The organism is Streptomyces huasconensis, from assembly GCF_021028635.1.
Classification (GTDB): Bacteria; Actinomycetota; Actinomycetes; order Streptomycetales; family Streptomycetaceae; genus Streptomyces; species Streptomyces huasconensis.
Genome location: NZ_CP086119.1, coordinates 6,310,871 through 6,335,049, shown reverse-complemented (window position 1 = coordinate 6,335,049; position 24,179 = coordinate 6,310,871). Strand labels below are relative to the sequence as shown.

The window sequence follows — 24,179 nt, the reverse complement described above, 5'->3', positions numbered from 1 at the left end:
GCCACGGATGGCCATCAGCACCAAACGTTACGGCAGTCGCACCGGCCTCCCGGCGCGTGCGGCGCACTTGCGCCACCTTGTTGACCAGGTATTGACGCTGCTGAAACCCGGTGTGCGGCATATGCGCCAAGGAGCACGCACATTCGGCCGAGCCGGGCGCCGCGGGGAACGGCGGGCCCCGCGCGGCCGTCGCGGGTGCCGGTGCGAGTGCCTGTGCGGGTGTCCGGACGGGCAACGCGCGCTGCCCCCGCCGACCCGGCGGCCGGACCAGGAGGAGCGCGGCCCCGGGCGTCCCGGCCGGTGAACCGGCGCGGGCGGCCGAACGGGCAGCGGCCTCTGCCCTCATTGACGTCCGTTTGTCTCTACGCACCGGTCCGCGCGTGAGACATCGTCACCGGTATCGCCCGGTCACGGACCCACGTCGATCCGCCGATCGCCTCCCTCGATCGCCTCCCTCCAGGAAGAGAGCCAGGACCCACATGCCCACGTACCTGTCCCCCGGTGTCTACATCGAGGAAGTAGCCAGCGGTTCTCGACCCATCGAGGGCGTCGGCACTTCCGTGGCGGCCTTCGTCGGCCTGGCGCCGCGCGGTCCGCTCAACGAACCGACGCTGGTGACCAACTGGTCCCAGTACGTCGCGGCGTTCGGCGAGTTCACGGACGGGTACTACCTGGCGCACTCCGTGTACGGGTTCTTCAACAACGGCGGCGCCGCCGCGTACGTCGTACGGGTCGGCGGCACCGACACGGCCGGGGCGGCCCCGCAGGGCGCAGCCCCCGCGCAGGCCCCCAGGCAGCTGACCGCGGGCGAGCCGGTGGCGCTCGGCGCCTTCACGGTCTCGGCGATCACCGCGGGCTCCGCGGGCGGGCCCCTCACCGTCGAGGTGCAGGACGGCGAGGGCGAGAGCGCCGCCGACCGCTTCAAGCTGGTCGTCAAGGACGGCGACAAGGTCGTCGAGAGCTTCGACGTGAGCGCGAAGAAGACCGCGCGCAACTACGTCGTCACGCAGGTCAAGCAGCGTTCCAAGGTCATCGCCCTGGAAGAGGCGGCGGCGGGCGGCCAGGTGGCCAGGCCCGAGGTCCAGACCGTCACACTCGCGCCGCCCGCGCCCGCCCCCGCCGCCGTGCCCGCGACGGCCGCCCCGAGCGGCGCCGCGCCCCGCGTGGAGACCGCGCAGTTCATCGGCGACTCCGCCGACCGCACCGGGTTCGGCGGCCTGGAGGCCCTGGACGAGATCAACATGGTGGCGGTACCGGACCTGATGGCCGCCTACCAGCAGGGCCTGATCGACGAGGAGCAGGTCAAGGCCGTCCAGCTCGGGCTGATCGCGCACTGCGAGCTGATGGGCGACCGCATGGCGATCATCGACCCGCCGCCGTCGCTCAACGCCCGCCAGGTGCGGCAGTGGCGCCAGGAGACCGCGGGCTACGACTCGCGGTACGCGGCCCTCTACTACCCGTGGATCAAGTCCTTCGACCCGGCCACCGGCCAGGCGGTCCTCGTGCCGCCGTCCGGCCACATGGCGGGCGTGTGGGCGCGCAACGACTCCGAGCGCGGGGTGCACAAGGCGCCGGCCAACGAGATCGTGCGCGGCGCGGTCGACCTGGAGCTGCAGATCACCCGGGGCGAGCAGGACCTGCTCAACCCGATCGGCGTCAACTGCATCCGCGCCTTCCCCGGCCGCGGCATCCGCGTGTGGGGCGCGCGCACGATGGCGTCCGACCCGGCGTGGCGCTACCTGAACGTGCGCCGCTACTTCAACTACCTCGAGGAGTCGATCCTCATCGGCACCCAGTGGGTGGTCTTCGAGCCCAACGACCACGCCCTGTGGGCACGCATCCGCCGCAACGTCTCGGCGTTCCTGGTCAACGAGTGGCGCTCGGGCGCCCTGTTCGGCCAGCGCCCCGAGGACGCCTTCTACGTGAAGTGCGACGAGGAGACGAACCCCGCCGAGTCGGTCGACCTCGGCCGGGTCGTCTGCGAGATCGGCATCGCGCCGGTCAAGCCCGCCGAATTCGTGGTGTTCCGGCTCGCGCAGTTCTCCGGCGGGGGCGGCGAGCTGGAGGAGTAGAGCCCGTACGCCCGTCAAGCACCGCCCACGTACCTCGCAACAGGAGTGAAATCCCTTGTCCCTTCAGCCCGGTGACGCTCTCACCACACACAACTTCGGCCTCCAGATCGACGGCGTCATGGTCGAGTACCTCCAGGAGGTCAGCGGCCTCTCGATGGAGCAGGACGTCATCGAGTACCAGCAGGTGTCGGCGGACGGCAAGCCCGTCGTGAAGAAGATGCCCGGCGTGAAGAAGGCCGGCGAGTGCACGGTCACGCGCGGCATGACGCAGAGCCCCGTCTTCAGCGAGTGGATCAACAAGTCCATCGCGGGCGACATGGGTTCGGCGCGCAAGAACGCCACGATCATGATGATGGACTACCAGAACTCGCCGGTGAAGCGGTACAACCTGCGCAACGCCTGGTGCAGCAAGGTGGAGACCAACGGGGTCAAGGCCGGCGACGCCGCCGCGCTGACCGAGCAGGTCACCATCGTCTTCGAAGAGCTGGTCATCGAATAATGCGGCGCGAGGGCCCGGCGGGGGTGGCATCCGGGGCGGCGTCCGCCCCGGGTGGCGTGGCGGGAGTCCGTGAACCCCTGCGCACGGAGTTCGAGTTCGAGTTGCCGCGCGGCTTCGTCGACGAGTCCGGCACCGTGCACCGCAACGGCGCGATGCGGCTGGCGACGGCGCGCGACGAGCTGGTCCCGCTGCGGGACGTGCGGGTGCGGGAGAACCCCGCGTATCTGTCGGTGGTGCTGCTCGGCCGGGTCATCACCCGGCTCGGCACGCTCGGCGCCGTCCATGACGGCACGGTGGAGAACATGTTCGCCTCCGACCTCGCCTTCCTCCAGGACTTCTACCGGCAGATCAACGCGGAGGGGCACACGCGGGCGGCCGTGGCGTGCCCGCACTGCGAGGAGTCCTTCGAGGTGGAGCTGGCCGGGAGCCGCCTGGGGGAATCGTGACGTACGCCGCCGACCGCATCGAGGAGGAAGTCGCGTATCTCGCCTACCACTTCCACTGGGGCATGGACGACATCCTCGACCTCGAACACGCGGACCGGCGCGCGTACGTGGGGCGGACGGCCACGTTGGTGGAACGGGCGGAAGCGGGCCGGTGAGGCGGCCGGTCGGTTCGGCCGGTCGGTGAGTCAGGCAAGTTGGTGAGTCGAGGTAAGTGATGGGCTTGTTCGGGTGGCGACGCGGGTCGCGGAGCCGTGGGGCGGAGGACCCGGCGCGGGCTGACGCCGGTACCGGTGCCGGTTCCGGTGCTCACGGCGGTGTGGATGCCGAGGTGCGGCGGGACGGCGGCTGGACCGCCGTGCCGCCGGTCCAGCGTGTCCTCGCGACGCCGCGCACGGTCGCCGAGCAGGGCTTCGGCGCGACGCTCGCCACCCACCAGAACCCGTCCTTCGGCGGGGAGTTGGGGCACCCGGTACGCGCCTCGGCCCCCGGCGGCCTGCTGCGCGACGTCCTCAGGCCCGTCGCCGGACGCCCCGGCGGCCTCGACCTGCCGTCGCTGCGGCTGCCCGTCCGCGGGCTGCCGGAGCCGCTGGGTGAGGACGGGGCCGAAGGTGGGGGTGCGGCTCCGGGTTCCGTGCGGCGCGCGGCTTCGAGGGGCGGTGCCCAGCGGTCGGCGACGGCCGACGGTTCGGCGGCCTCGCGGGGCGCGGGCCCGGCGCGCTCGGGCGAACATGTAGTTACGTCTCCGGCGGCGCCCTCTGCTGTGCCGTCGGCGTCGACTCCCGCTCCCGCCAAGCCGGTACAACGAGCCGCCAAGTCGCAGGTCGAGGGCACGGTTGCGAGTGGGCCGGGCAGCAGTACGCCTCCGCTTTCCGGCAGTCCGAGCAGTCCCGGCAGGTCCAGCACACCGACGCCGAGTACGGGCCCCGCCACGGGGAAGGCCGCGCCAGCGTCCGCCGCACCGGCCAAGGCCACGGCTGCGAGCCGGCCGAGCAGCACCCCCGCTCCGGGAAAGGCCGCACCGCAGACCACCGCACCCACCAGGGGCACAACCGCCAACAAGCCCAAGAGCAGCACAGCCCCCCTCATCGGCACCCCCAGCACACCGACGCCAAGCGTCACCCCCACTCCCATCCAGACCGCACCGCAGACCACCGCACGCACCCCCAGGACCGCCGCGAGCACGCCCGCCAGCGGTACCGGCCCGCTCACCAGCAGCTCCAGCACGCCCACGCCGAGCCGCACCCCCGCTCCGGGAACGGCCGCACCGCAGGCCACCGCACCCACCAGGGGCACAACCGCCAACAAGCCCAAGAGCAGCACAGCTCCCCTCATCGGCACCCCCAGCACACCGACGCCAAGCGTCACCCCCACCCCCATGCAGACCGCACCGCAGACCACCGCACCCGCACCCATGGCTGCGGCGAACACGCCCGCGAGCGGTACAGGACCGCTCACCAGCAGGCCCGGCACACCTGCACCGAGCAGCACCCCCACTCCGGGGAAAGCCACACCGCAGACCAACGCACCCGCACCCAAAACCGCCGCAAGCACGCCCACGAGCGGCACCATCCCCAGCACGCCCACGCCGAGCACCACCCCCACCCCAGGGAAAGCCACACCGCAAGCCACCGCACCCACCAAGGGCGCAACCGCCAACAAGCCCAAGAACAGCACAGCCCCCCTCATCGGCACCCCCAGCACACCGACGCCAAGCGTCACCCCCACCCCCATCCAGACCGCACCGCAGGCCACCGCACCCACAACGAGCCCCGCCCCCGCCACGCCCGCGAGCGGTACGGACCCACTCACCAGCAGCCCCGGCGCCCCCGCTTACGGGACGGCCACACCGATGCCCGCCAGGCGCCCCAAGGGCACGGCTCCGGATACCAACAGCCACAGCACCTCGGCGGCACCACAGCCCGCCGAGTCCACCGACGGCTCGATCGCCGGCAGGCCCAAGGGCCGTACCGCCCCTGCCATCGGCGCCCCCCTCCAGGCCGCACCGCGGAACACCGCACCCGCCGCGACCCCCAGGCCGGGCACCGGCACCCCTGTGCCGTCAGCGCCCCGGACCGCCCAAAGCGCTGCCACACGACCCACCGCAGCCACCGCCCGGAACGAGAACGGCGTCGCCCCGCTCACCGGTATCCGCACGCCTCCCGCCTCCGGCGCGAGCCCCGACGTACAGCCCACGCCCCCGCAGGCCCACCCCCAGCCGTCCAGCGCACCGTCCGCCGCCGCCCCGGTCAGGCCCACCGTCCAGCGCGCCACCACGGCCCCGGACCGCGCCACCCCCGTACCCCTGGTGCGGCGCACCCCAACAGGGCGTTCCCCGCTGGTGTCGGCCGTGCCGAGCGCGGTCCCGCAGCGGCGCCTGTCCCCCGTCGGCACCGCACGGGGCGCGAGTGCGGGTCCTGACGGTTCGCCGTCCCTTCCGGACGCCTCCCCCGGCGTCCGGACCACTGATGTCCCCGGACCGGTGCCCCCCGCCGGCCCGGGGACGCCTGCCGCAGCCGTTCCGGGTCCCGGTCCCGGGAGCGTGCGCGCGGCGGCAGACCCCGTCGCTGTGCGGGCGGATTCCCCCGTCCAGCCCGTACAGCGACGGCCTCTCGTACGCCGCGTCCGGCGTTCCCCGGACGACGGCGCCACCTCGGGCGGGCGGCCGCGCACGGGGCTCGGCGAGCCGCTGGCTCAGCGGAGCCCCTCCTCCGCCGCCACCCCCGTGCAGAAGGCCGCGGCCACCACCCCCTCGACACGGCACCCGGCCCCGACCCCGGCGCCCGCTCCCCCGGCCGCGCCCACGCCCACCCCGGAGGCGGTACGCACCACGCCCCTGTCGAAGCCGCTGCCCATCGTGCCGCTCGACCGCGGTGTCGCCCCCAGAGGGCACCGTCACGGGGCCGGCCGCCCCCTGGCGCCGTCCCGGAGTCTGACGGTCCAGCCCCCGGCCGCGGGCCACGCCGCTCCTCCGCCGCGAGCCGTTGAGGGGCGGACCGTGCCGAGCGCGGTGCCGCTCCAGCGTTCCGGGAGCACGTCCAAGGCGGCCGCGCCGGGGACCGCCGCCGCCCCCGTCGTCGTCCCCCTGGGCAAGCCGAACCCCCGCGCACCGCACCGGACGCCCTCCCCCGCGCCCGCTCCCCGCACCGCGCCCGCCGCCGCCCCGGCCTTCACCTCCGTACCGGCCGCGCCGCCCGTACGCACCTCTGCCCGGCCCACACCCCGGCCGGCCGTCCAGCGGCGCTCGGCGCAAGCCGCGTCGCCCACCCCTGCTCCCACACCCACGCCCGCCCCCGCACCCGCACCCGCTGCCGCACCGCCCCGACCGGCCCCCGCCACGCGCAAAGCCGACGCCCCCGCTCCCCCCGCCCCCGGCGAGACCCGCGACGGCGGTGGCGCACCCCCCGCCACCCCCGCGTCCAGCCCCGCCGACCTCGACGACCTCGCCCGGCGCCTGCTGGCCCCCCTTTCCCGGCTGCTGCGCGCGGAGCTGCGCGGTGACCGCGAGCGGATCGGCAGGCTGCGCGACCACGGCCGCTGACCACCCCGCCCCGCACACCCGTTCACCCACCCGCCCGCTCACGCCCGCCTCGCCGCCACTAGGAAAGAACCCCCGATGCCCTCGACCCTGGACCCCGGTTCCACCGTCTTCTTCAAGCTGACCATCGACGGCCAGGACCTCGGCCTGTTCAACGGCTGCGACGGGCTGTCCTCCGAGGTGGAGGTGGAGCAGCGCCAGGAAGGCGGCAACAACGGGTTCGTGTGGCAGCTGCCGACCCGCGTGACGTTCTCCACCATCCGTCTCACCCGGCCGCTGACCGCCGACACCTCCCGCGTGGCCTCGTGGATCTCGTCCATCGCGACGGGGATCTCCCGGCCCACGGCCCAGATCGCCGCCCTGCGCGCAGACGGCTCCATCGTCGCCCAGTGGGGGCTCGTGGAGGTGCTGCCGGTGCGCTGGCAGGGGCCGAGCCTGAGTCCGGACAGCCCGAGCGTGGCGACGGAAACACTGGAGATCGCGCACCACGGGTTCACCGACGCGGGGGGTGCCTGAGATGGCCGCGCCGACCGGCGGCAAGGCGGGCGCGAGCCTCGTACGGGCCGCGCTCGCCATCCACCAGCCGCCCACCGACCTGGGCGGCTCGCTGGGCGGGAAGATCGGCGAGGTCGAGTTCCAGTTCAACCCGACGCAGCTCCAGATGGGCCGCTCGGCGGAGTGGCGCACGCAGCCCGCGGTGGCCTACATGCGGGGTGCGCCACCGAAGTTCACCGGGTCCGTGCCCGCCACGCTCCAGCTGGAGGTCTTCCTCGACTCCTCGGGCGCGCCGAACTCCGGCAAGGTGCAGAAGCAGGTGGAGTCGCTGCTCTCCTGCTGCGAGGTGACACCGCAGAGCGTGACGTCCAAGCGGCCGTCGCCGCCGTGGGTGCGGTTCTCCTGGGGGTCGTTCAACACCGTGCAGTTCGTGGCGTACGTGACGAGTGTCAGCGCGACGTACACCCTGTTCAACCCGACCGGCGAGCCGATCCGCGCGACGTGCTCACTGTCGCTGACCGAGGTGGCGATGCCCACCAAGGGGCAGAACCCGACCTCCGGGGCGCTCTCCGCCCGCCGCGTACACCGCACGGTGGCCGGTGACTCGCTGGCCTCGCTGGCCTGGCGGGAGTACGGCGACGCCACCCGCTGGCGGCTGATCGCCGAGGCGAACGACATCGACGACCCGATGCGGTTGAGGCCCGGTACCGAACTGCTGCTGCCCGCCGCCGAAGAAGCCCGCCCCGCGCCCGCGCACCGGGAGTCCGCGTGAGCGAGAAGACGCACAGGGAGTCCGCATGAGCGAGAAGACGTACACGAGCGTCCTGCACGCCGAGATCGGCGGCTCCGTGCTGCCCGACAAGCTGGCGGCGATGCTCGTCGAGGGCTGGGTGGACTCCAGTGTGAACGTGCCGTCCGCCTTCCAGCTCACGTTCGCCGACGCGGGCGGCGACATCCTGGAGAAGTTCCCGCAGATCAAGGTGGGCGCCAAGGCCGTCCTGTGCCCGTTCACCGACGGCGTGCGCGGCAAGCCGATGCTGACCGGTGAGGTGACCGCGCTGGAGGTGGACGTCGACGGGGGCGGCAAGTCCCTCGTCGTACGCGGCTACGACCCCGGCCACCGGCTGCTGCGCAACCGCCGCGTGCAGGGCTTCCCGAACATGACGGCCGCCGACATCGTGCGCCGCGTCGCCGCCCTGAACAGCCTGAAGCTCGGCAGGATCGACGCGACGCCGACCGTCTACGAACTGGCCACCCAGCCCAACATCACCGACTGGGACTTCCTCTCGCGCCTCGCCCAGGAGAACGACACGCACCTGTCGTTCGACGAGAACGGCAAGCTGTGCTTCGCGGGGCTCGCCCCCGCCGCGGGCGCCCCCGCCGACACGACGCCCGCAGCGCAGAGCCCGTACGTCCTCGAGTTCAAGCACAACGCGCTGCACAGCCGCGTCGCGGTGACCGCCGCCGGGCAGGTCTCCACGGCGGAGGCGCGCGGCTGGGACATGCGGGCCAAGCGGCCGCTGTCCGCGCGGGCGCCAGCGGTCAGCAGCAAGGACATCGTCGCCGACATCACGCCCGCCCAGCTCTCGCGGCCCTTCGGCAGAGCCGAGCTGACCAGTACGCATACGCCGTACACCACGCAGGCCCAAGTCCGGCACGCGGCGCAGGCGTTGGCGGACGACGTGGCCGGTTCCTTCGCGGAGCTGGAGGTCGCGGTCACCGGCAACCCGGACCTGAAGCCGGGACAGCCCGTGGCCCTGAAGGGCGCCGGTTTCCCCTTCGAGGGGAAGTACACGGCGACCGGCGTGCGCCATGTCTTCGAGTCCGGACGGCAGTTCATGACCTGGCTGACGGTGACGGGGCGGCAGTTCCGCTCGCTGTACGGTCTCGCCTCCGGTGGCGCCGACGCCGCCCCGCCGATGCCGGGCGTCGCCATGGCCCTGGTCAGCAACGCCAAGGACCCGCTCAAGCTGAACCGCGTCAAGCTGCGCTTCCCGTGGCTCTCCCAGACGTACGAGAGCGACTGGTGCCGCATCGCACAGCTGGGTGGCGTGCGGGGCGGCGGGCTGATGATGCCCGAGGTCGGCGACGAGGTGCTCGTCGCCTTCGACCGGGGCTCGCTTGAACACCCGTATGTCCTGGCCGGGTTGTACAACGGCGTCGACAAGCCGACGCCCAACACGGACGGGTTGCAGCCGATCGATCCGACCAGCGGCCGGGTCAACTGGCGCTCCATGGCCTCGCGCAGCGGTCACACGGTGGAGCTGGTCGACGCCAAGTCCCGCATGAAGAGCGGCATCCGGCTCCAGACGGGCAACGGCCGGCTCACCGTCCACATGGACGAGACGCGCACCAGCGTGACGATCCGCAGCGACGGTTCGGTGTCCATCTCGGGCACCCGCAACGTCAGCATCCGGGCGGGCGGCAACCTGTCGCTGACCGCGGGCGGCTCGCTGACGATGAGCGCGGGCGGGGCCGTGGACATCAAGGCGGGCGCCAAGTTCGGCGTCGTCGCGGGCGGCGCGGCGGACATCAACGCGACCGGCGCCGTCAGCCTCAAGTCGGCGGGCGCGATCGCGGTGAACTCGGTCGGCGCGGTCACCGTCAGCGCGGTCGGCGCGGTGGCCGTCAACGCGGGCGCCGCGGCGGCCATCAGCTCGCCGGCCACGGTCGCGCTGAGCGCACCGGCCGTCCTGCGCAACGGCATTCCGTTCTAGGGGGCGCGGCAGAGATGCATGGCGTTCAAAGGGGGGCGGCAGACGTGCGTGCGTTCCGTTCCGCTCCGTTCCGAGAGGGTGGCAGGGATGAGTGAGCAGTTCGTCGGCGCGGGCTGGACGTTCCCGCTGCGCACGGACGCGGGCGGCGGCATCGCGCTGGCCCGCCGCGAGCGCGAGATCGAGGAGTCGATCCGGCTGGTGCTCGCCACGGCGCCCGGCGAGCGGCCGATGCGACCCGAGTTCGGCTGCGCCGTCCACGACTTGGTGTTCGCGCCGGTCAACGAGGCGACGGCGGGCCGCATCCGGTACGAGGTGCGGTCCTCGCTCGACCGGTGGGAGCCCCGCATCGAGGTCCTGGACGTCGAGGTCACCCCGGCGCCCGACGACCCGTCCGTCCTGTTCATCGACGTGAGCTACACCGTGCGCGGCACCAACAACCCGCGCAGCCTCGTCTTTCCCTTCTACGTGATCCCGTCCACGGAATCAGAGAGCGGAGTCTGAAGTCCGATGGCCCTGCCCGCACCCCACCTCGACGACCGGCGCTTCCAGCAGTTCGTCGACGACGCCAAGCGCTACATCCAGCAGCGCTGCCCGGAGTGGACCGATCACAACGTCTCCGACCCGGGCGTCACCCTCGTCGAGGCGGTCGCGCACATGGCCGACCAGGTCGTCTACCGCCTCAACCGCGTGCCCGAGAAGAACCACCTGGCCTTCCTCGACCTGCTCGGCGTCACCCTCTTCCCGCCCTCGGCGGCCCGCGCCGACGTCACGTTCTGGCTCTCCGCGCCGCAGCCCGAGGCGGTGGTGCTGCCCGCCGGGACGGAGGTGGCGACCAGCCGCACGGAGACCGAGGAGGCGGTGGCCTTCGCGACCGAGGCGGACCTGACGGTGGTGCCCTGCGAACTGGACGCCGTGCTGCGCCAGGAGGCGGGCGGCACCCCGCAGGACTGCGGGCAGGACGTGTTCGGCGGACGTGACGTGGGGGTCTTCGGCGAGTCCCCGCGGCCGGGCGACACGCTGCTGTTCGGGCTCAGCGCCGCCGTGCCGCGCAATGTGGCCGTGCTCCAGCTGGACAGCCGCGTCGACGGTGTCGGCGTCGACCCGCGCCAGCCGCCGCTGGTGTGGGAGGCGTGGACCGCCGAGGGCTGGACGGAGTGCGAGGTGGAGGAGGACTCCACCGGCGGCCTCAACCGGCCGGGCGACGTCGTCCTGCACGTCCCGGCCGGGCACGTCGTCTCGCGGGTGGGGCGGCAGGAGGCGGGCTGGGTGCGGTGCCGGGTGGTCGAGGCCGCCCCGGGGCAGCCGTTCTACAGCGCGTCGCCGACCGTGCGGGCGGCGTCCGCGTTCACCATCGGCGGCACGACGGTCGTCGCCCACGCCGACGTCGTGCGCGACGAGCTGCTGGGCGACTCCACGGGCGTGCCCGGCCAGCGGGTCCGGCTCGCCCAGGCCCCGGTCGTCGCCGACCGGCCCCCGCTCGTCCTGGAGGTCTCCGAGGGCGCCGGGGGCTCCGACGAGGACGGCGTGGGCTGGCAGGAGTGGCAGGTCGTGGACCACTTCGCCGCGTCGGGCCCCGACGACCGGCACGTCACGCTGGACGCGGCGACCGGCGAGATCGCCTTCGGCCCCGCGGTCCGCGAACCCGACGGCTCCCTGCGCCAGTTCGGCGCGGTCCCCGCCAAGGGCGCCGCCCTGCGCGCCACGCGCTACCGCACCGGCGGCGGCCGCGCGGGCAACGTCGCGCGCGGCGCGATCCAGGTGCTGCGCAGCTCCATCCCGTACGTCGCCCGGGTGGAGAACCGCGAGGCGGCGCGCGGCGGTGTGGACGGCGAGACGGTACAGGAGGCCAAGGTCCGCGCGCCGATCGCGCTGCGCGCCCAGGAGCGGGCGGTCACCGCGCGCGACTACGAGGAGCTGGCGCGGCGCGCGGCGCCCGAGACGGCCCGCATCCACTGCCTGGCCGCCGACGCGGCGGACGCGGGCGACAACGCGGTACGGGTCCTCGTCGTCCCGCAGGCCGTGCCGGACCGCGGCGGCCGGCTCCGCTTCGAACAGCTGGTCCCGGGCGACGAACTGCTCTCCCGGGTCACGGACTTCCTCGACGACCGCCGCCCGATCGGCACCCGCCTCGCGGTCGGGCCGCCTTTCTACCAGGGCGTCACGGTCGTCGCGACGCTGCACTCCTTCCGCGCCGCCCAGGCGGAGCGGGTGCGGGCCGACGCCCTCGACGCGCTCTACGCCTACCTGGACCCGCTGACCGGCGGGGCGCTCGGCGCGGGCTGGCCGTTCGGGCGTCCGCTGCGGGCGGGCGAGATCTTCGCGGCGCTCCAGCGGGTGCCGGGCGTGGAGCTGGTCGACGAGGTCCTGCTGCATCCGGCCGACCCCCTCACAGGCCGTCGAGGCGACGCCACCGACCGCATCGAACTCGGCCCGTCCGCCCTGCTGTTCCCCTTCGACCACCGCGTGCGCGTCATCGAGGCGCGATGACGGCGGGGTTCACGGGGCCGGCCGGGCCGGGCCCCGCGTCACTGCGCAAGGGCGGCGGCTCCGCGGGGCCGGGGGCCGGTGCCGCGGCGCCGGAAGGCGGATCGCGGCGCGGGGCGCTGCCCGCGCTGGCCTCCGCCCATCCGCTGGGCGAGCAGCTGCCCGCGGTCTACGCCGACGACGACTTCGCGCTGCGCTTCGTCTCCGGTCTCGACACCGTGCTGGCGCCCGTCTTCACCGTCCTGGACTGTCTGGAGGCGTACTTCACGCCCGCCCTGGCACCCGAGGACTTCCTCGGCTGGCTGACGGACTGGGTCGGCACGGAGCTGGACGGCACCGAACCGCTGCCGCTGCGCCGCCACGCGGTGGCCTCCGCCGTGGCGCTGCACCGCGTGCGCGGCACCCGGCGCGGCCTGTCCGCCGCCGTCGAACTGGCCTTCGGCGTACGGCCGCGGATCACCGAGAGCGGCGGCGCGACCTGGTCGGCGCGTCCCCTGGGGCCCTTCCCCGGGTCGCCGCGCCCCGCTCTGCACGTGTCCCTGCGGGTGCCCGACCCGTCGTCGGTGGACCCCCACCGCCTGCGGTCCGTGGTCGCCGCGGCCCGCCCCGCCCACCTCCCCTTCACGGCCGAGGTGACCGCCCTGACCTCCCCTGAAGGAACCTGATGCCCGAGCAGCCCGAGCAGCCTGAGACGGACCCGATGCCCCACTCCCCTTCGCACACGCCGCCCACCTCTTCGTGCCCCGAGTGCGGCACCCCCGCCCGGCAGCGGGGCCAGTCCTTCTGCGACTCCTGCGGGGCCTTCCTCCGCTGGGACACCCCGGCGGGCCCGGTGAACGCGGCCGCCCAGGACGGCCCCGGGGCCCCGGGCACTCCCGCCCCGTCCCGACCGCGCCAGGCCGATGCCTCGGACCACTCCGGGCCCGCCCGCCCGGAGTCGGCCCCGTCCGCCCCGGCCGCCCCTGAGTCGGGTAAGCCCGCCACCCCCGGCCCCGCCTCCGCTCCCACGCCGGCCGCCGCCGACACCACCGTCCCGCTCCCGGCGACCGGCCCCACGGAGTCCACGGCCGGCCCCGCACCCGCGAGCGGCTCGGCGGCGGGCGGCTCGTCGTCCGACGGCTCGGCCTCGGGCGGCTCGGCACGGGGTGACTCGGCACCGGGCGGCTCACCCTCCGGTGGCGGGACGCCCCCGCGCGGCTCCTCCTCCGGGTCCGGCATGTCCGACACCGCCATCCGGTCGCTGCTCGTCCCCGTGCCGGAGGCCTCCGGGGCCGCGCCCGCCGAGACGCCGGGCGGTGTGCTGCCGGGCAGGCCCGAGGCGGCGCGCCCGCGCGTACGGCAGCCCGCCGTGCCGGCCGAACCGGAGTCGGGCGCGCCGTGCCGCGGCTGCGGGACGCCCAACGCCGCCCGCCGCCACTTCTGCCGCAGCTGCGCCACCCCCCTGAAGGCCTCCGCCGCCCCCACCGCCGAAGGCCCGTACGCCGGTCAGCGGCCGCGCCTGCACCGCGACCGCACCCGCTGGATCGCCCGCGCCGTCGGCGCCGCGGTCGTCGTCGGCCTGGTGGTCGGCGGCATCTTCGGCGGGCCCCCGGCCGCGCGCGCCGTGCAGGACCACTTCGCCAAGCGGGTGCCCGTGCACCCCACCGGCTCCAGCGCCTCGCACTCCGCCGCCAAGCAGCCGGCGAAGCTCGCCTTCGACGGCTACTCCAACACCTGGTGGGGCACGGGTTACGCGGGCGACTCGGCGGGCCAGTGGATACAGGCCGACTTCGGCCAGCCCACCGACCTGCTCAACCTGCTCATCACCCCGGGCACCTCACCCCGCACCGCCCAGGCCGCCCAGCAGGCCAGGCCCATGGAGTTCGACCTGGTGGTCAGCGACTCCGCGGGCAAGGAGCACACCATGCACCGCCGGATCAACGACGGCGGCGTCCAGAAGATCGACGTGCGCGTACGGGACGCGGTGACCGCCCGGCTGATCCTGCGCTCCGCGTACGGCGCCGCCGACAACCGCCAGGTGGCCATCGCCGAGCTGGAGTTCTTCGGCCGCTCGGCCAAGCAGTAGGGGCCACGACCGGCCGTGGGAGTGGCCGCCGGGCACCGGAGGGGGTGCGCCCGGCGGCCACGACTGGAGGACACTGGTGGCCACGGCTGGAGGACGGCCGGCGACCACGGCTGGGGGGCCGCCACCTGGCCTAGGACAACTGCGACTGCACCTGCGAGGAGATCAGCTCCAGGTGGTCCAGGTCGGCGAGGTCCAGGCACTGGAGGTAGATGCGGCTCGCGCCGATCGCCTCGTACCGCCCGATCTTGTCGACGACCTCGGCCGGGGAGCCCGCGAGGCCGTTCGCCTTCAGCTCGTCCACCTCCCGCCCGATGGCCGCCGCGCGCCGGGCGACCTCCGCGTCGTCCTTGCCGACGCAGGCCACCAGCGCGCTGGAGTACACCAGGTCGCCGCCCTTGCGTCCCGCCTCCTCGGCCGCCGCGCGGACCCGGCCGAACTGGCGCTCGCTGTCCTCGATCGAGGCGAAGGGGATGTTGAACTCGTCGGCGTACCGCGCGGCGAGGCGCGGGGTGCGCGTCGCGCCGTGGCCGCCGATGAGCACGGGCACCTTGGCCTGCGTGGGCTTGGGCAGGGCCGGGGAGTCGGTGAGCCGGTAGTGCTTGCCGTCGAAGTCGAAGGTCTGGCCGACCTCCGTGGACCACAGGCCGGTGACGATCTCCAGCTGCTCCTCCAGGCGGGCGAACTTCTCCTTCGGGAAGGGGATGCCGTACGCCTTGTGCTCATCCTCGAACCAGCCCGCGCCGAGGCCCAGTTCGACCCGGCCGCCGGACATCTGGTCGACCTGCGCCACCTGGATCGCGAGGACGCCGGGCAGGCGGAAGGTGCCGGCCGTCATGAGGGTGCCCAGCCTGATCCGCTTGGTCTCCCGCGCGAGCCCGGCGAGGGTGATCCACGCGTCCGTGGGGCCCGGCAGCCCGTCGACGGAGCCCATGCGCAGGTAGTGGTCGGAGCGGAAGAAGGCGTCAAAGCCGAGGTCCTCCGCGGCCTTGGCGACGGTGAGCAGGGTGTCGTAGGTCGCCCCTTGCTGGGGCTCGGTGAAGATTCGAAGATCCATGTGTCCATCCTGCACGGTCGGGAGCCTGTCGACCCCGCCGGTTCCGCCGATCCACGGCCGCCCCGGTCGGGTGAAAAAACCGCCGGTACCGAGGCCCGTACGGAGCCGCCCCGGTGACCCGGCCTGCCAACGTGTCGCCCAGGGAAGCCGCCCCCGAGCGACAGGACGCGCCCAAGGAGCTGCCCCAGCAGATGGAGGAACGGGGTAAGGCACCGCACTCCCCCGCGGGCGAGCCCGGCCCCTTCTGACGGCACGGACACGGGCACCGGCACCGGCACCCCACCCACCGCCACGCCACGCCCCCACCACCGCCACCGCCCGGCAGGGCCGCCGCACCGGCCCCTCACGACGGGCCCGCCGCCGAGTCGGGCGCGGGCAGGCCGTGTTCGCGCACCGCGAGCCTGCGCAACATTTCGAGGACCCGGTCCCGGGACTCGTCGGCGGCGTCTATCGCCTCCATGCACTGCCAGTACACCCCCTCGTCGGCGGCGCCCATCGCGACGCCGACGAGCGCGATGCCGACCTCGCCGAGAAGCCGGTCGAGGGCGACCAGGACCGCCTGGGCGTCGCCGGTCTCGGTGAGCCGGGCGGCTCTGATGTCCTCCGTCCCGAGGTGCGGGGCGTCGAGCAGTCCGCAGGCCCTGCCGCCCACTTCGCTCAGGCCCAGCGCCTCGCCCCGTAACTCGGGAGGGCCCATGACCGCGAGGCGGCTGCCGATCGCCTGCGCGAGCGCCTGCGACTGCCACACCTCCACGACGATGCCGATCGGGTCCTCGCTCAGCGCCAGCGCACGCCGGTTCGCCTCGATGAGCCGCATCGCGTTCATGCGCAGCCCCCCATCCATCCCGCGCGCCCACACCGCCGCACGTCCGCCCGAACTCGCCTGTTCACTACCCAGAGTGATACTCATCCGGGCGAAAAGCCAGGGGAGGTCGGAATTCTGTGGACAAGTAAGCGAGATTGGACAAGGCATCCACTCCGGAGAGTGACGAAAATATCGAAGAGGGGGTGCTACGGGCCCTCGGGAGCCGGAAAACGCTCCTCGTTCCGCTCGATCTTCGCCGCCAGCGCCGCCAGCGCGTCGATCCCCAGGACCTCGCAGAACTGGAGCAGATACGCGAGGACGTCGGCCACCTCGTCCGCCACCCGGTGCGCGGTGTCCGGGTCCCGCATCACCTGCTGCGACTGCTCCGGTGTCAACCACTGGAAGATCTCGACCAGTTCGGACGCCTCCACGCTCAGCGCGGCGGCCAGGTTCTTGGGGGTGTGGTACTGCTCCCAGTCGCGGGCCGCCGCGAACCGGGCCAGCCTGCGCTGGAGCCCCGCCACATCAAGTCGTTCCGTCACGCCCCAGGTCTACCACCGAGGCGTCGGCGGCCGACGCCGCCTCGGTGGCGTCGCGCACCGCCCCGACCAGGCGGATGTGGCCGCGGGCGCAGGTCCGCGCCGCCAGTTCGCCGAGCGCGCGCACCTGCCGCGCGTCCAGCCGGCGGTCGAGGTCGTCGGCGAGGACGGTGAGGGTCTGGTACGCCTCCGGGACCTCCGCCACCGGGTCGACGGCGAGGACGCCGGGGCCGGTGAGCAGGACGAGCGCCAGCGCGAGGTAGCGCAACTCGCCGTCCCCGAGCCGGGCGAGCGGCGTGCGCGCGCCGTCGCCGCGGTCGATGAAGGCCTGCACCGATCCGTCCTCGGCCTCCTCGGCGAACACGTCGGCGGCCGGGCCCGCGCAGCCGTCCCGTACGGCCGAGACGAGCAGCGCGTGGCGGCCCGCGCACTCGGCGCGGGTGCGCCACAGCACTTCCGCGAGGTTGTCGCAGCTGCCCTGGAGGCGGCCCGCGCCGATCAGTCCGGCCGGGACCGGGGCCCGCATCCGGCTGGGCCGCGGGTCGCAGGCGAACGCGGAGCGCAGCGCCACGACGACCTGTTCGGCCGCCGCGAGCACCAGGCGCTGCCCGTCGGTCTTGCCCGCCACGCGCAGCGGCACGAGCGCGGTGCCGAGCCGGTCGTCCGGCATGGGGGCGCGGGTCACCGGAGCCGTGCCCGCGGTGTGCCAGGCGGCCTGGACCATGCGCCGTCCCGGGTCGCGCAGCGCCGTCTCCAGGAGGACGAGGCCACCGCGGGTCAGCCGCTCGCCGACGACGCGGAGTTCGGGTTCGGCCTGGACGGCCAGGTCGAGCCGGATGGTTCCGGCGGGCCCCTCGACCGTGCAGCCGATGCGGAACCCGCGGCGCCGCTGGCCGTCGGCGCGGGCCCGTTCGGGCACGCACGCCGCGGGGTCGTCGAAGACGTCGACCAGTTCGGCACCGGCGCTGAGCCGCGCGAGCGCCTCGTACGCGCGCAGCGCGCTCGTCTTGCCGCTGCCGCTGGGGCCCGTGATCAGCGTGAGCGGGCCGAAGGGGAGGACCGCGCCGCGGTGCCCGGCGAAGGCGGACAACCGCAGCTCGGTGACCTGCGGCCGGTCCTGGCCTGCCGGCGGCCGGGCGGCCGGCACCGGGGAGAACACCGTCATGCCCGGGACGCTAAGCGGCCTTGCACGGGGCGAACCGTTCCACCAAGCCGACCTTCCTACGATCGGGCGATTCACCCCGAAGCTCCCCCACGCCGGCCCTGCGAGGGGCTACAGCCTCAAGGCACCCCCGGGACACCCCTGAGGCAGCCTCAAGGCTGTGCCACCGCCTCCACCAGACCCTGCACCTCCGTGCCGGGCGGGGCGAGGAGGAAGACGTTCTTGTCGACGCGATGCATGCCGCAGCCGAGGCCCATCACCACACCGCTGCTGAAGTCGAGGACCCGCTTGGCGACGTCCGTCTCGGCACCCGTCAGGTCGAGCAGGACCGGGATCTGCGACATGACCGTCTCGGCGACCTCGCGGGCGTCCGAGAAGACGTTGACCCGCATCACCACGAACCGCCTGCGCGTCTCGGTCTCCGCGTCGGGCAGCGCGCGGTGTCCGGGCCATGAAGGCCATTCGTTGCGGCTGCGCAGCGGTACCACCTGGGCGAGCCCTTCCCACTGTTCGTCGGTGACGTCGTGGCGCTGACTGCTGCTCACTTGCCCACCCCGTCCTGGCTCGCACTCATCATCTGCACCGGCCAATTCTTACGCCAAGTCACCCGATCAGCCCAACAGCGACACGGATGGCCCTGTGAAGCCGGTCCCGGACGAGGGTGCTCGGACGACTTCGCGGGGGCTCCCGCCGACGGCCGCGGACCGGGGGATGCCTGGTCACCAGTAGAGTGCCAGGGCGCAGCCCCCTCCCGAACCCCGAGGTATGAGCAGTGACCCCCGCACCCCCGGCCTCCCCCGCAGGCATACCGGCCGTCACCGTCGTCGGGATCGGGGCCGACGGCTGGGCCGGGCTCCCGGCCGCCTCCCGCGCCGCGCTCACCGACGCCGAGGTCGTCATCGGCGGCCCGCGCCAGCTGGACCTGCTGCCCGCCGACGCCTGCCCCGGTGACCGCCTGGCCTGGCCCTCGCCGCTGCGGCCCGCCGTGCGCGGCCTGCTCGCCGAGCACGCGGGGCGTCGCGTCGCCGTCCTCGCCAGCGGCGACCCCATGTTCTACGGGATCGGGCGCGCCCTCACGGCGGAGCTGGGCGTGGACACTCTGCGCGTACTCCCCCACCCCTCCTCCGTCTCGCTTGCGTGCGCGCGCCTCGGCTGGCCCGTCGAGGACACCGAGGTGGTCACGCTGGTCGGCCGCCCGGCCGCGCGCCTGGCCGCCGCCCTGCACGACGGGCGCCGCCTGCTCGTGCTCAGCGCGGGCGCCGCGACACCGGGTGAGGTCGCCGCACTGCTGCGGGACCGGGGCTTCGGGCCGAGCCGGATGCGCGTACTGGAACAGCTGGGCTCGGCGCGCGAGTCCTCGTACGAGGGTGTCGCCGACGCCTGGTCGCACGCGCCCGGTGATCCCCTGAACGTCGTCGCGGTGGAGTGCCGCCGCGCGCCCGGCGCCCTGCGGCTCGGCGCGGCGCCGGGGCTGCCCGACGGGGCGTACGAGAGCGACGGCCAGCTCACCAAGCGGCATGTGCGTGCCGCGACCCTCGCCGTGCTGGCGCCCGCGCCCGGTGAGCTGCTGTGGGACGTGGGAGGCGGCTCCGGGTCGATCGGGGTGGAGTGGATGCGGACGCACCCCTCGTGCCGCGCCGTCACCGTGGAGAAGAACGCCGTGCGGGCCGAGCGGATCGCCCGCAACGCGGACCGCCTCGGCGTTCCCGGGCTGCGCGTCGTCACCGGCTCCGCGCCCGCCGCGCTGGCCGGACTGCCCACGCCGGACGCCGTGTTCATCGGCGGCGGCCTCACCGCGCCCGGCCTGCTCGACGCCTGCTGGGCGGCGCTGCCCGGCGGCGGGCGGCTCGTCGCCAACACCGTCACGCTGGAGTCGGAGGCGCTGCTCACCGAGTGGTACCGGCGGCACGGCGGCGAGCTGGTGCGGCTGGCGGTCGCGCAGGCCGTCCCCGTCGGCGGCTTCACCGGGTGGCGGCAGGCCATGCCGGTCACCCAATGGTCCGTCACCAAGGCCGCGGAACAAGGCGATCGAGGAGATCAAGAACGATGACCGTGTACTTCATCGGCGCCGGGCCCGGCGCCGCCGACCTGATCACGGTGCGCGGCGCCCGGACGCTCGCCGCCTGCCAGGTCTGCCTGTACGCGGGCAGCCTCGTCCCGCGCGAACTGCTCGCCGAATGCCCGGACGGGGCGCGGCTCGTGGACACCGCGCGGCTCAACCTGGACGAGATCACCGCCGAGTTGGTGCGCGCGCACGAGGCGGGGCTCGACGTGGCGCGGCTGCACTCGGGCGACCCGTCCGTGTTCAGCGCGGTCGCCGAGCAGATGCGGCGGCTCGACGCGGCGGGCATCCCGTACGAAGTCGTCCCGGGCGTCCCGGCGTTCGCGGCCGCCGCCGCCGCGCTGAAGCGGGAGCTGACGGTGCCGACGGTCGGCCAGACGGTCATCCTCACGCGGATCGCGCAGCGTGCCACGGCGATGCCGCCCGGCGAGGATCTGGCCACGCTCGGCCGCAGCGGGGCGCTGCTCGTGCTGCACCTGGCCGCCGGGTATGTCGACCGGGTGGTCGAGGAGCTGCTTCCGCATTACGGGGCGGACTGCCCGACCGCCGTGGTGGCTCTCGCCAGCCGGCCCGACGAGGTGATCCTGCGGGGCACGCTGGCGGACATCGCCGGACAGGTGAAGGAGGCGGGGATCGTGCGGACCGCCGTGATCATGGTGGGGCGCACGCTGGGGGCCTCGCAGTTCCGGGACAGCCATCTGTACTCGGCGGAACGGGACCGGCACGTGTGCTGAGTGCCTGAGCGGCTCAGGCCGCCTCGCTTCGCCCCACCACCGCGCCCGCCCGGTCGATGCAGATGACGTCCACCGCGACGGGCGCGCCCCGCAGCACCGCCAGGGCCTCGTCCCTGGCCGCCCGCGCCACCAGGTCGCCCAGCGGTACCGCCGCCGCCTCGCACAGCCGCAGCGCCTCCAGGCCCGTGTTGGCGGCGGCGACACGTGCGGCCAGGGAGTCGCTCGCGCCGCCGCGCCGCGCCAGCTCCGCGAGGAAGCCCTTGTCGACCTGCGAGCGGGCCGAGTGGAGGTCGAGGTGGCCCGCCGCCAGCTTGGACAGCTTGGCGAAGCCGCCGCAGATGGTGAGGCGGTCGACGGGGTGGCGGCGTACGTACTTCAGGACCGCGCCCGCGAAGTCGCCCATGTCGAGGAGCGCGTCCTCGGGGAGGCCGTGCTCGGCGACGACGGTCTTCTCCGAGGTCGAGCCCGTGCACCCGGCGACATGCGTACGCCCGGCCGCCCGCGCCACGTCCACGCCGCGCCGGATCGAGTCGATCCACGCCGAGCAGGAGTAGGGCACGACGATGCCGGTGGTGCCGAGGATGGAGAGGCCGCCGAGGATGCCGAGGCGGGGGTTCCAGGTGGAGCGGGCGATCTCCTCGCCGTGGTCGACGGAGACCGTGATCTCCACGTCCCCGCTGCCGCCGTGCTCCGCCGCCACCCGCGCCACGTGGTCCCGCATCAGCTGGCGCGGCACCGGATTGATCGCGGGTTCGCCGACGTCGAGGGGCAGGCCGGGGCGGGTCACCGTGCCGACGCCGGGGCCCGCCGTGAAGACGACGCCGGAGCCGGGCGGCAGCCGCCGCACCGTGGCGCGGACCAGCGCGCCGTGCGTGACGTCCGGGTCGTCGCCCGCGTCCTTGACGATGCCCGCCATGGCGTACGTGTCCGTCCGCTCCTCGGCGGCGAGCGCGAAGGCGGGCGTCTGGCCCTTGGGCAGTGTGATCGTCACCGGGTCGGGGAAGTCGCCGGTCAGCAGCGCGGTGTACGCGGCCGTGGTGGCGGCGGTCGCGCAGGCGCCGGTCGTCCAGCCGGGCCGCAGACCGGTGTGCTTGAGTTGGGCGCCGCGTCCGCCCTGCGCCTCGTGCGGGCCGCTTGCCTTACTCATGAGGGGAACCGAACTCCGTGCACGTACTGATTCTGGGGGGTACGACCGAGGGCCGCCGCCTGGCGGAGCTGCTGGCGGGCGAGGCCGGGCGGCGGGTGACCAGTTCCCTGGCGGGGCGGGTCGCCGCACCCCGGCTGCCGCCCGGCGAGGTCCGCGTCGGCGGGTTCGGCGGGGCCGAGGGCATGGCGGCGTGGCTGCGGGAGCACCGCGTGGACGCGCTCATCGACGCCACCCATCCCTTCGCCCGGACCATCTCTTTCAACGCGGCGTCGGCCGCCGCCACCGCCCATGTTCCCCTGCTCGCCCTGCGCCGCCCCGGCTGGGTCGCGGGTGAGGGCGACGACTGGCATCCGGTGGGTTCCCTGGAGCAGGCGGCACGGGTGCTGCCCGCGCTGGGCGAGCGGGTCTTCCTCACGACCGGGCGGATGGGGCTCGCGGCCTTCGCCGGGCCGGAACCGGACCTGTCGGCGCTGTGGTTCCTCGTACGCTCCGTCGACGCGCCCGAGCCGCCGTTCCCCGCCCGCATGGAGGTCCTCCTGGAGCGGGGCCCGTTCACACCGGACGGGGAGCGTGAGCTGCTGCGCACGCATCGGATCGACGTCGTGGTGACGAAGGACAGCGGGGGCGCGGCGACGGCACCGAAGCTCCTCGCCGCGCGGGAGGCAGGGATTCCGGTGGTGGTCGTGCAGCGGCCTCCGGTGCCGGAAGCCGTGCCGGTGGCGGCCACTCCGGAGGAGGCGGCCGCCTGGCTGCGCGGGCTCAGCGGCTGACGCCCGAACCCGCTCACCCCCCTTCGGGGTACCTCCGCGGCGTCCACACCACCTGCTCCGCGCCCCCGCGCCGCCGCACGACCCGGGTCTGCGAGGACCCGACGATCAGCAGCGTCCGCATGTCGACCTCCGCGGGATCGAGGTCCCCGAGCCGCACCACCCGCACGGACTCCTCGGGTCCCCCGACGTCCCGCCCGAGGACGACCGGCGTGTCCGGCGCCCGGTGTTCGAGCAGCAGTTCCCGGGCCTTGCCCACCTGCCAGGTGCGGCTGCGCGAGCCGGGGTTGTAGAGCGCGAGGACGAGATCCGCCGCGGCCGCCGCGGCCAGGCGCTCAGCGATGACCTCCCACGGCTTCAGGCGGTCGGAGAGGGAGATCGTGGCGTAGTCGTGGCCGAGCGGCGCCCCCGCGCGCGCGGCGGCGGCGTTGGCGGCGGTCACCCCCGGCAGCACCCGGACCGGGATGTCCTCGTACGCGTCCTGCGAGGCGGCCTCCAGGACGGCCGTGGCCATCGCGAAGACGCCGGGGTCGCCTCCGGAGACGACCGCCACGCGCCGCCCGCGCCGCGCCAGTTCCAGGGCGAACTCGGCGCGCTCGGACTCCACGCGGTTGTCGGAGCCGTGGCGCCGCTGGCCGGGGCGGTGCGGTACGCGGTCGACGTAGGTCGTGTAGCCGACGAGGTCGTCGGCGGCGGCGAGCGCGCCGCGCGTCTCGGGGGTGAGCCAGAGGGGGCCTGCCGGTCCGGTGCCGACGACCACGACCTCGCCCGAAGCCTCCCGGGCGGGTTCCTTGGCGGGGCCGCCCGTCAGCGGTGCCACGCGGCTCGGCAGCACCGCCACGGAGAAGTACGGCACGGACTCCGGGTCCACGTCGGCGAGGCGGCCGGTGCGCTCACCGTCCATCGTGGCGCGCTCGACGTAACGCGCCTCGTCCAGGCGGCCCGAGCGCTCCAGGGCGCCGCGCACCTTGCCGAACGTACGGCCGAGCTTCATGACGACCGCCGAGTCCGTCGACGCGAGGCGCGCGGTCAGCTCCTCCTCGGGGAGGGTGCCGGGGAGGATCGTGAGGACCTCCTCCGCCTCGACCAGGGGCTCGCCGAGACGGGCGGCGGCGGCGCTGACCGAGGTCACGCCGGGGATGACCTCGGTGTCGTAGCGGTGCGCGAGCCGCTTGTGCATGTGCTGGTAGGAGCCGTAGAAGAGCGGGTCGCCCTCGGCGAGGACGGCGACGGTGCGTCCGGCGTCCAGGTGCGCGGCGAGGCGGGCGGCGGCCTCCTCGTAGAAGTCGTCGAGGGCGCCGCGGTAGCCGCCGGGGTGGTCGGTGGTCTCCGTGGTGACGGGGTAGACCAGCGGTTCCTCGATGTGGTCGGGGCGCAGGTGCCGCGCGGCGATCGAGCGCGCGATGGAGCGGCCGTGCCGCGCCGAGTGGTACGCGACGACGTCGGCGGCGGCGATGACCTCGACGGCGCGCACGGTCATCAGGGAGGGGTCGCCGGGGCCGAGCCCGACGCCGTACAGCTTCCCCGGGGTGTTCGTGACGTTCTGGGTGTCCTGGACGTTCTGGGTGTTCTCAGTGTTCTCGATGGGCTGGGCGT

The 24,179-nt window shown here is 74.4% G+C and carries 24 protein-coding genes; 16 read left to right on the top strand and 8 right to left on the bottom strand.

Going from position 1 to position 24,179, the window contains the following annotated elements; all coding sequences use genetic code 11:
* Nucleotides 1–479: 479 nt before the first annotated feature.
* From J2N69_RS28645 to J2N69_RS28630, 4 genes are read left to right on the top strand one after another with little or no spacing between them, the layout of a single operon-like run.
* Nucleotides 480–2,072 (top strand): phage tail sheath family protein, encoded by a 1,593-nt coding sequence (locus J2N69_RS28645; protein ID WP_230903257.1) that lies wholly within the window; start codon nt 480–482, stop codon nt 2,070–2,072.
* A 55-nt stretch (nt 2,073–2,127) separates the two neighbouring features.
* Nucleotides 2,128–2,571, top strand: coding sequence for a phage tail protein (locus J2N69_RS28640; protein WP_127913234.1), 444 nt, complete (start codon nt 2,128–2,130; stop codon nt 2,569–2,571).
* Nucleotides 2,571–3,017 carry a hypothetical protein gene (locus tag J2N69_RS28635; RefSeq protein ID WP_230903256.1) on the top strand — a complete coding sequence of 149 codons (447 nt, stop codon included), beginning with the start codon at nt 2,571–2,573 and terminating at the stop codon, nt 3,015–3,017. Before J2N69_RS28640 ends, J2N69_RS28635 begins: the two co-directional genes overlap by 1 nt.
* Nucleotides 3,014–3,172: a DUF6760 family protein gene (locus J2N69_RS28630; RefSeq protein WP_167516034.1), complete on the top strand. Its 159-nt coding sequence runs from the start codon at nt 3,014–3,016 to the stop codon at nt 3,170–3,172. The genes J2N69_RS28635 and J2N69_RS28630 overlap by 4 nt, the downstream gene beginning before the upstream one ends.
* Nucleotides 3,173–3,323: 151 nt before the next feature.
* Here the strand turns inward: J2N69_RS28630 and J2N69_RS28625 are convergent, their stop codons facing one another.
* Nucleotides 3,324–4,736: a hypothetical protein gene (locus J2N69_RS28625; RefSeq protein ID WP_230903255.1), complete on the bottom strand. Its 1,413-nt coding sequence runs from the start codon at nt 4,734–4,736 to the stop codon at nt 3,324–3,326.
* A gap of 130 nt (nt 4,737–4,866) precedes the next feature.
* Here J2N69_RS28625 and J2N69_RS28620 point away from each other — a divergent pair, with 130 nt between their 5' ends.
* From J2N69_RS28620 to J2N69_RS28585, 8 genes are all read left to right on the top strand, one after another.
* Complete coding sequence (locus tag J2N69_RS28620) at nt 4,867–6,555, top strand: hypothetical protein (protein ID WP_230903254.1); 1,689 nt, start codon at nt 4,867–4,869, stop codon at nt 6,553–6,555.
* A gap of 75 nt (nt 6,556–6,630) precedes the next feature.
* The gene (locus J2N69_RS28615) at nt 6,631–7,068 is read left to right on the top strand and encodes a phage tail protein (protein ID WP_127913128.1); all 438 of its coding nucleotides are present in this window, start codon (nt 6,631–6,633) and stop codon (nt 7,066–7,068) included.
* A 1-nt stretch (nt 7,069) separates the two neighbouring features.
* On the top strand, nt 7,070–7,819 hold the full coding sequence (locus J2N69_RS28610) for a CIS tube protein (protein ID WP_127913129.1): 750 nt from the start codon (nt 7,070–7,072) through the stop codon (nt 7,817–7,819).
* Nucleotides 7,820–7,844: 25 nt separating this feature from the next.
* Nucleotides 7,845–9,764 carry a VgrG-related protein gene (locus tag J2N69_RS28605; protein ID WP_230903253.1) on the top strand — a complete coding sequence of 640 codons (1,920 nt, stop codon included), beginning with the start codon at nt 7,845–7,847 and terminating at the stop codon, nt 9,762–9,764.
* 87 nt (nt 9,765–9,851) lie between these two features.
* Nucleotides 9,852–10,265, top strand: coding sequence for a GPW/gp25 family protein (locus tag J2N69_RS28600; RefSeq protein WP_127913130.1), 414 nt, complete (start codon nt 9,852–9,854; stop codon nt 10,263–10,265).
* Nucleotides 10,266–10,271: 6 nt separating this feature from the next.
* A complete protein-coding gene (locus J2N69_RS28595) occupies nt 10,272–12,251 on the top strand; it encodes a putative baseplate assembly protein (protein ID WP_230903252.1) in 1,980 nt (659 codons plus the stop codon).
* Nucleotides 12,248–12,913 carry a phage tail protein gene (locus J2N69_RS28590; protein ID WP_230903251.1) on the top strand — a complete coding sequence of 222 codons (666 nt, stop codon included), beginning with the start codon at nt 12,248–12,250 and terminating at the stop codon, nt 12,911–12,913. The genes J2N69_RS28595 and J2N69_RS28590 overlap by 4 nt, the downstream gene beginning before the upstream one ends.
* Nucleotides 12,913–14,313 carry a discoidin domain-containing protein gene (locus J2N69_RS28585; protein WP_230903250.1) on the top strand — a complete coding sequence of 467 codons (1,401 nt, stop codon included), beginning with the start codon at nt 12,913–12,915 and terminating at the stop codon, nt 14,311–14,313. The genes J2N69_RS28590 and J2N69_RS28585 overlap by 1 nt, the downstream gene beginning before the upstream one ends.
* A gap of 130 nt (nt 14,314–14,443) precedes the next feature.
* On the opposite strand, the gene J2N69_RS28580 is transcribed toward J2N69_RS28585, so the two are convergent.
* Nucleotides 14,444–15,367 carry an LLM class F420-dependent oxidoreductase gene (locus J2N69_RS28580; protein ID WP_230903249.1) on the bottom strand — a complete coding sequence of 308 codons (924 nt, stop codon included), beginning with the start codon at nt 15,365–15,367 and terminating at the stop codon, nt 14,444–14,446.
* A 113-nt stretch (nt 15,368–15,480) separates the two neighbouring features.
* Here J2N69_RS28580 and J2N69_RS36430 point away from each other — a divergent pair, with 113 nt between their 5' ends.
* A complete protein-coding gene (locus tag J2N69_RS36430) occupies nt 15,481–15,615 on the top strand; it encodes a hypothetical protein (RefSeq protein ID WP_269075639.1) in 135 nt (44 codons plus the stop codon).
* A 95-nt stretch (nt 15,616–15,710) separates the two neighbouring features.
* Here the strand turns inward: J2N69_RS36430 and J2N69_RS28575 are convergent, their stop codons facing one another.
* The 4 genes from J2N69_RS28575 to J2N69_RS28560 all read right to left on the bottom strand — a co-directional run bounded on the left by J2N69_RS28575 (nt 15,711) and on the right by J2N69_RS28560 (nt 18,418).
* Complete coding sequence (locus J2N69_RS28575) at nt 15,711–16,193, bottom strand: DUF6099 family protein (protein ID WP_230903248.1); 483 nt, start codon at nt 16,191–16,193, stop codon at nt 15,711–15,713.
* A gap of 185 nt (nt 16,194–16,378) precedes the next feature.
* The gene (locus J2N69_RS28570) at nt 16,379–16,714 is read right to left on the bottom strand and encodes a nucleotide pyrophosphohydrolase (protein WP_127910362.1); all 336 of its coding nucleotides are present in this window, start codon (nt 16,712–16,714) and stop codon (nt 16,379–16,381) included.
* Nucleotides 16,698–17,876 carry an AAA family ATPase gene (locus J2N69_RS28565; protein WP_230903247.1) on the bottom strand — a complete coding sequence of 393 codons (1,179 nt, stop codon included), beginning with the start codon at nt 17,874–17,876 and terminating at the stop codon, nt 16,698–16,700. The genes J2N69_RS28570 and J2N69_RS28565 overlap by 17 nt, the downstream gene beginning before the upstream one ends.
* 149 nt (nt 17,877–18,025) lie before the next feature.
* The gene (locus J2N69_RS28560) at nt 18,026–18,418 is read right to left on the bottom strand and encodes a cell division protein SepF (RefSeq protein ID WP_127910363.1); all 393 of its coding nucleotides are present in this window, start codon (nt 18,416–18,418) and stop codon (nt 18,026–18,028) included.
* Nucleotides 18,419–18,645: 227 nt separating this feature from the next.
* On the opposite strand from J2N69_RS28560, the gene cbiE reads away from it, so the two are divergent.
* A complete protein-coding gene (gene cbiE / locus J2N69_RS28555; protein ID WP_230903246.1) occupies nt 18,646–19,923 on the top strand; it encodes a precorrin-6y C5,15-methyltransferase (decarboxylating) subunit CbiE in 1,278 nt (425 codons plus the stop codon).
* Nucleotides 19,920–20,669 (top strand): precorrin-4 C(11)-methyltransferase, encoded by a 750-nt coding sequence (gene cobM, locus J2N69_RS28550; RefSeq protein ID WP_230903245.1) that lies wholly within the window; start codon nt 19,920–19,922, stop codon nt 20,667–20,669. The genes cbiE and cobM overlap by 4 nt, the downstream gene beginning before the upstream one ends.
* 13 nt (nt 20,670–20,682) lie before the next feature.
* Here the strand turns inward: cobM and J2N69_RS28545 are convergent, their stop codons facing one another.
* Complete coding sequence (locus J2N69_RS28545) at nt 20,683–21,816, bottom strand: cobalt-precorrin-5B (C(1))-methyltransferase (RefSeq protein ID WP_230903244.1); 1,134 nt, start codon at nt 21,814–21,816, stop codon at nt 20,683–20,685.
* A gap of 17 nt (nt 21,817–21,833) precedes the next feature.
* On the opposite strand from J2N69_RS28545, the gene J2N69_RS28540 reads away from it, so the two are divergent.
* The gene (locus J2N69_RS28540) at nt 21,834–22,586 is read left to right on the top strand and encodes a cobalt-precorrin-6A reductase (protein ID WP_230903243.1); all 753 of its coding nucleotides are present in this window, start codon (nt 21,834–21,836) and stop codon (nt 22,584–22,586) included.
* A gap of 13 nt (nt 22,587–22,599) precedes the next feature.
* On the opposite strand, the gene J2N69_RS28535 is transcribed toward J2N69_RS28540, so the two are convergent.
* Complete coding sequence (locus J2N69_RS28535; protein WP_269075680.1) at nt 22,600–24,168, bottom strand: precorrin-2 C(20)-methyltransferase; 1,569 nt, start codon at nt 24,166–24,168, stop codon at nt 22,600–22,602.
* Nucleotides 24,169–24,179 lie beyond the last annotated feature (11 nt).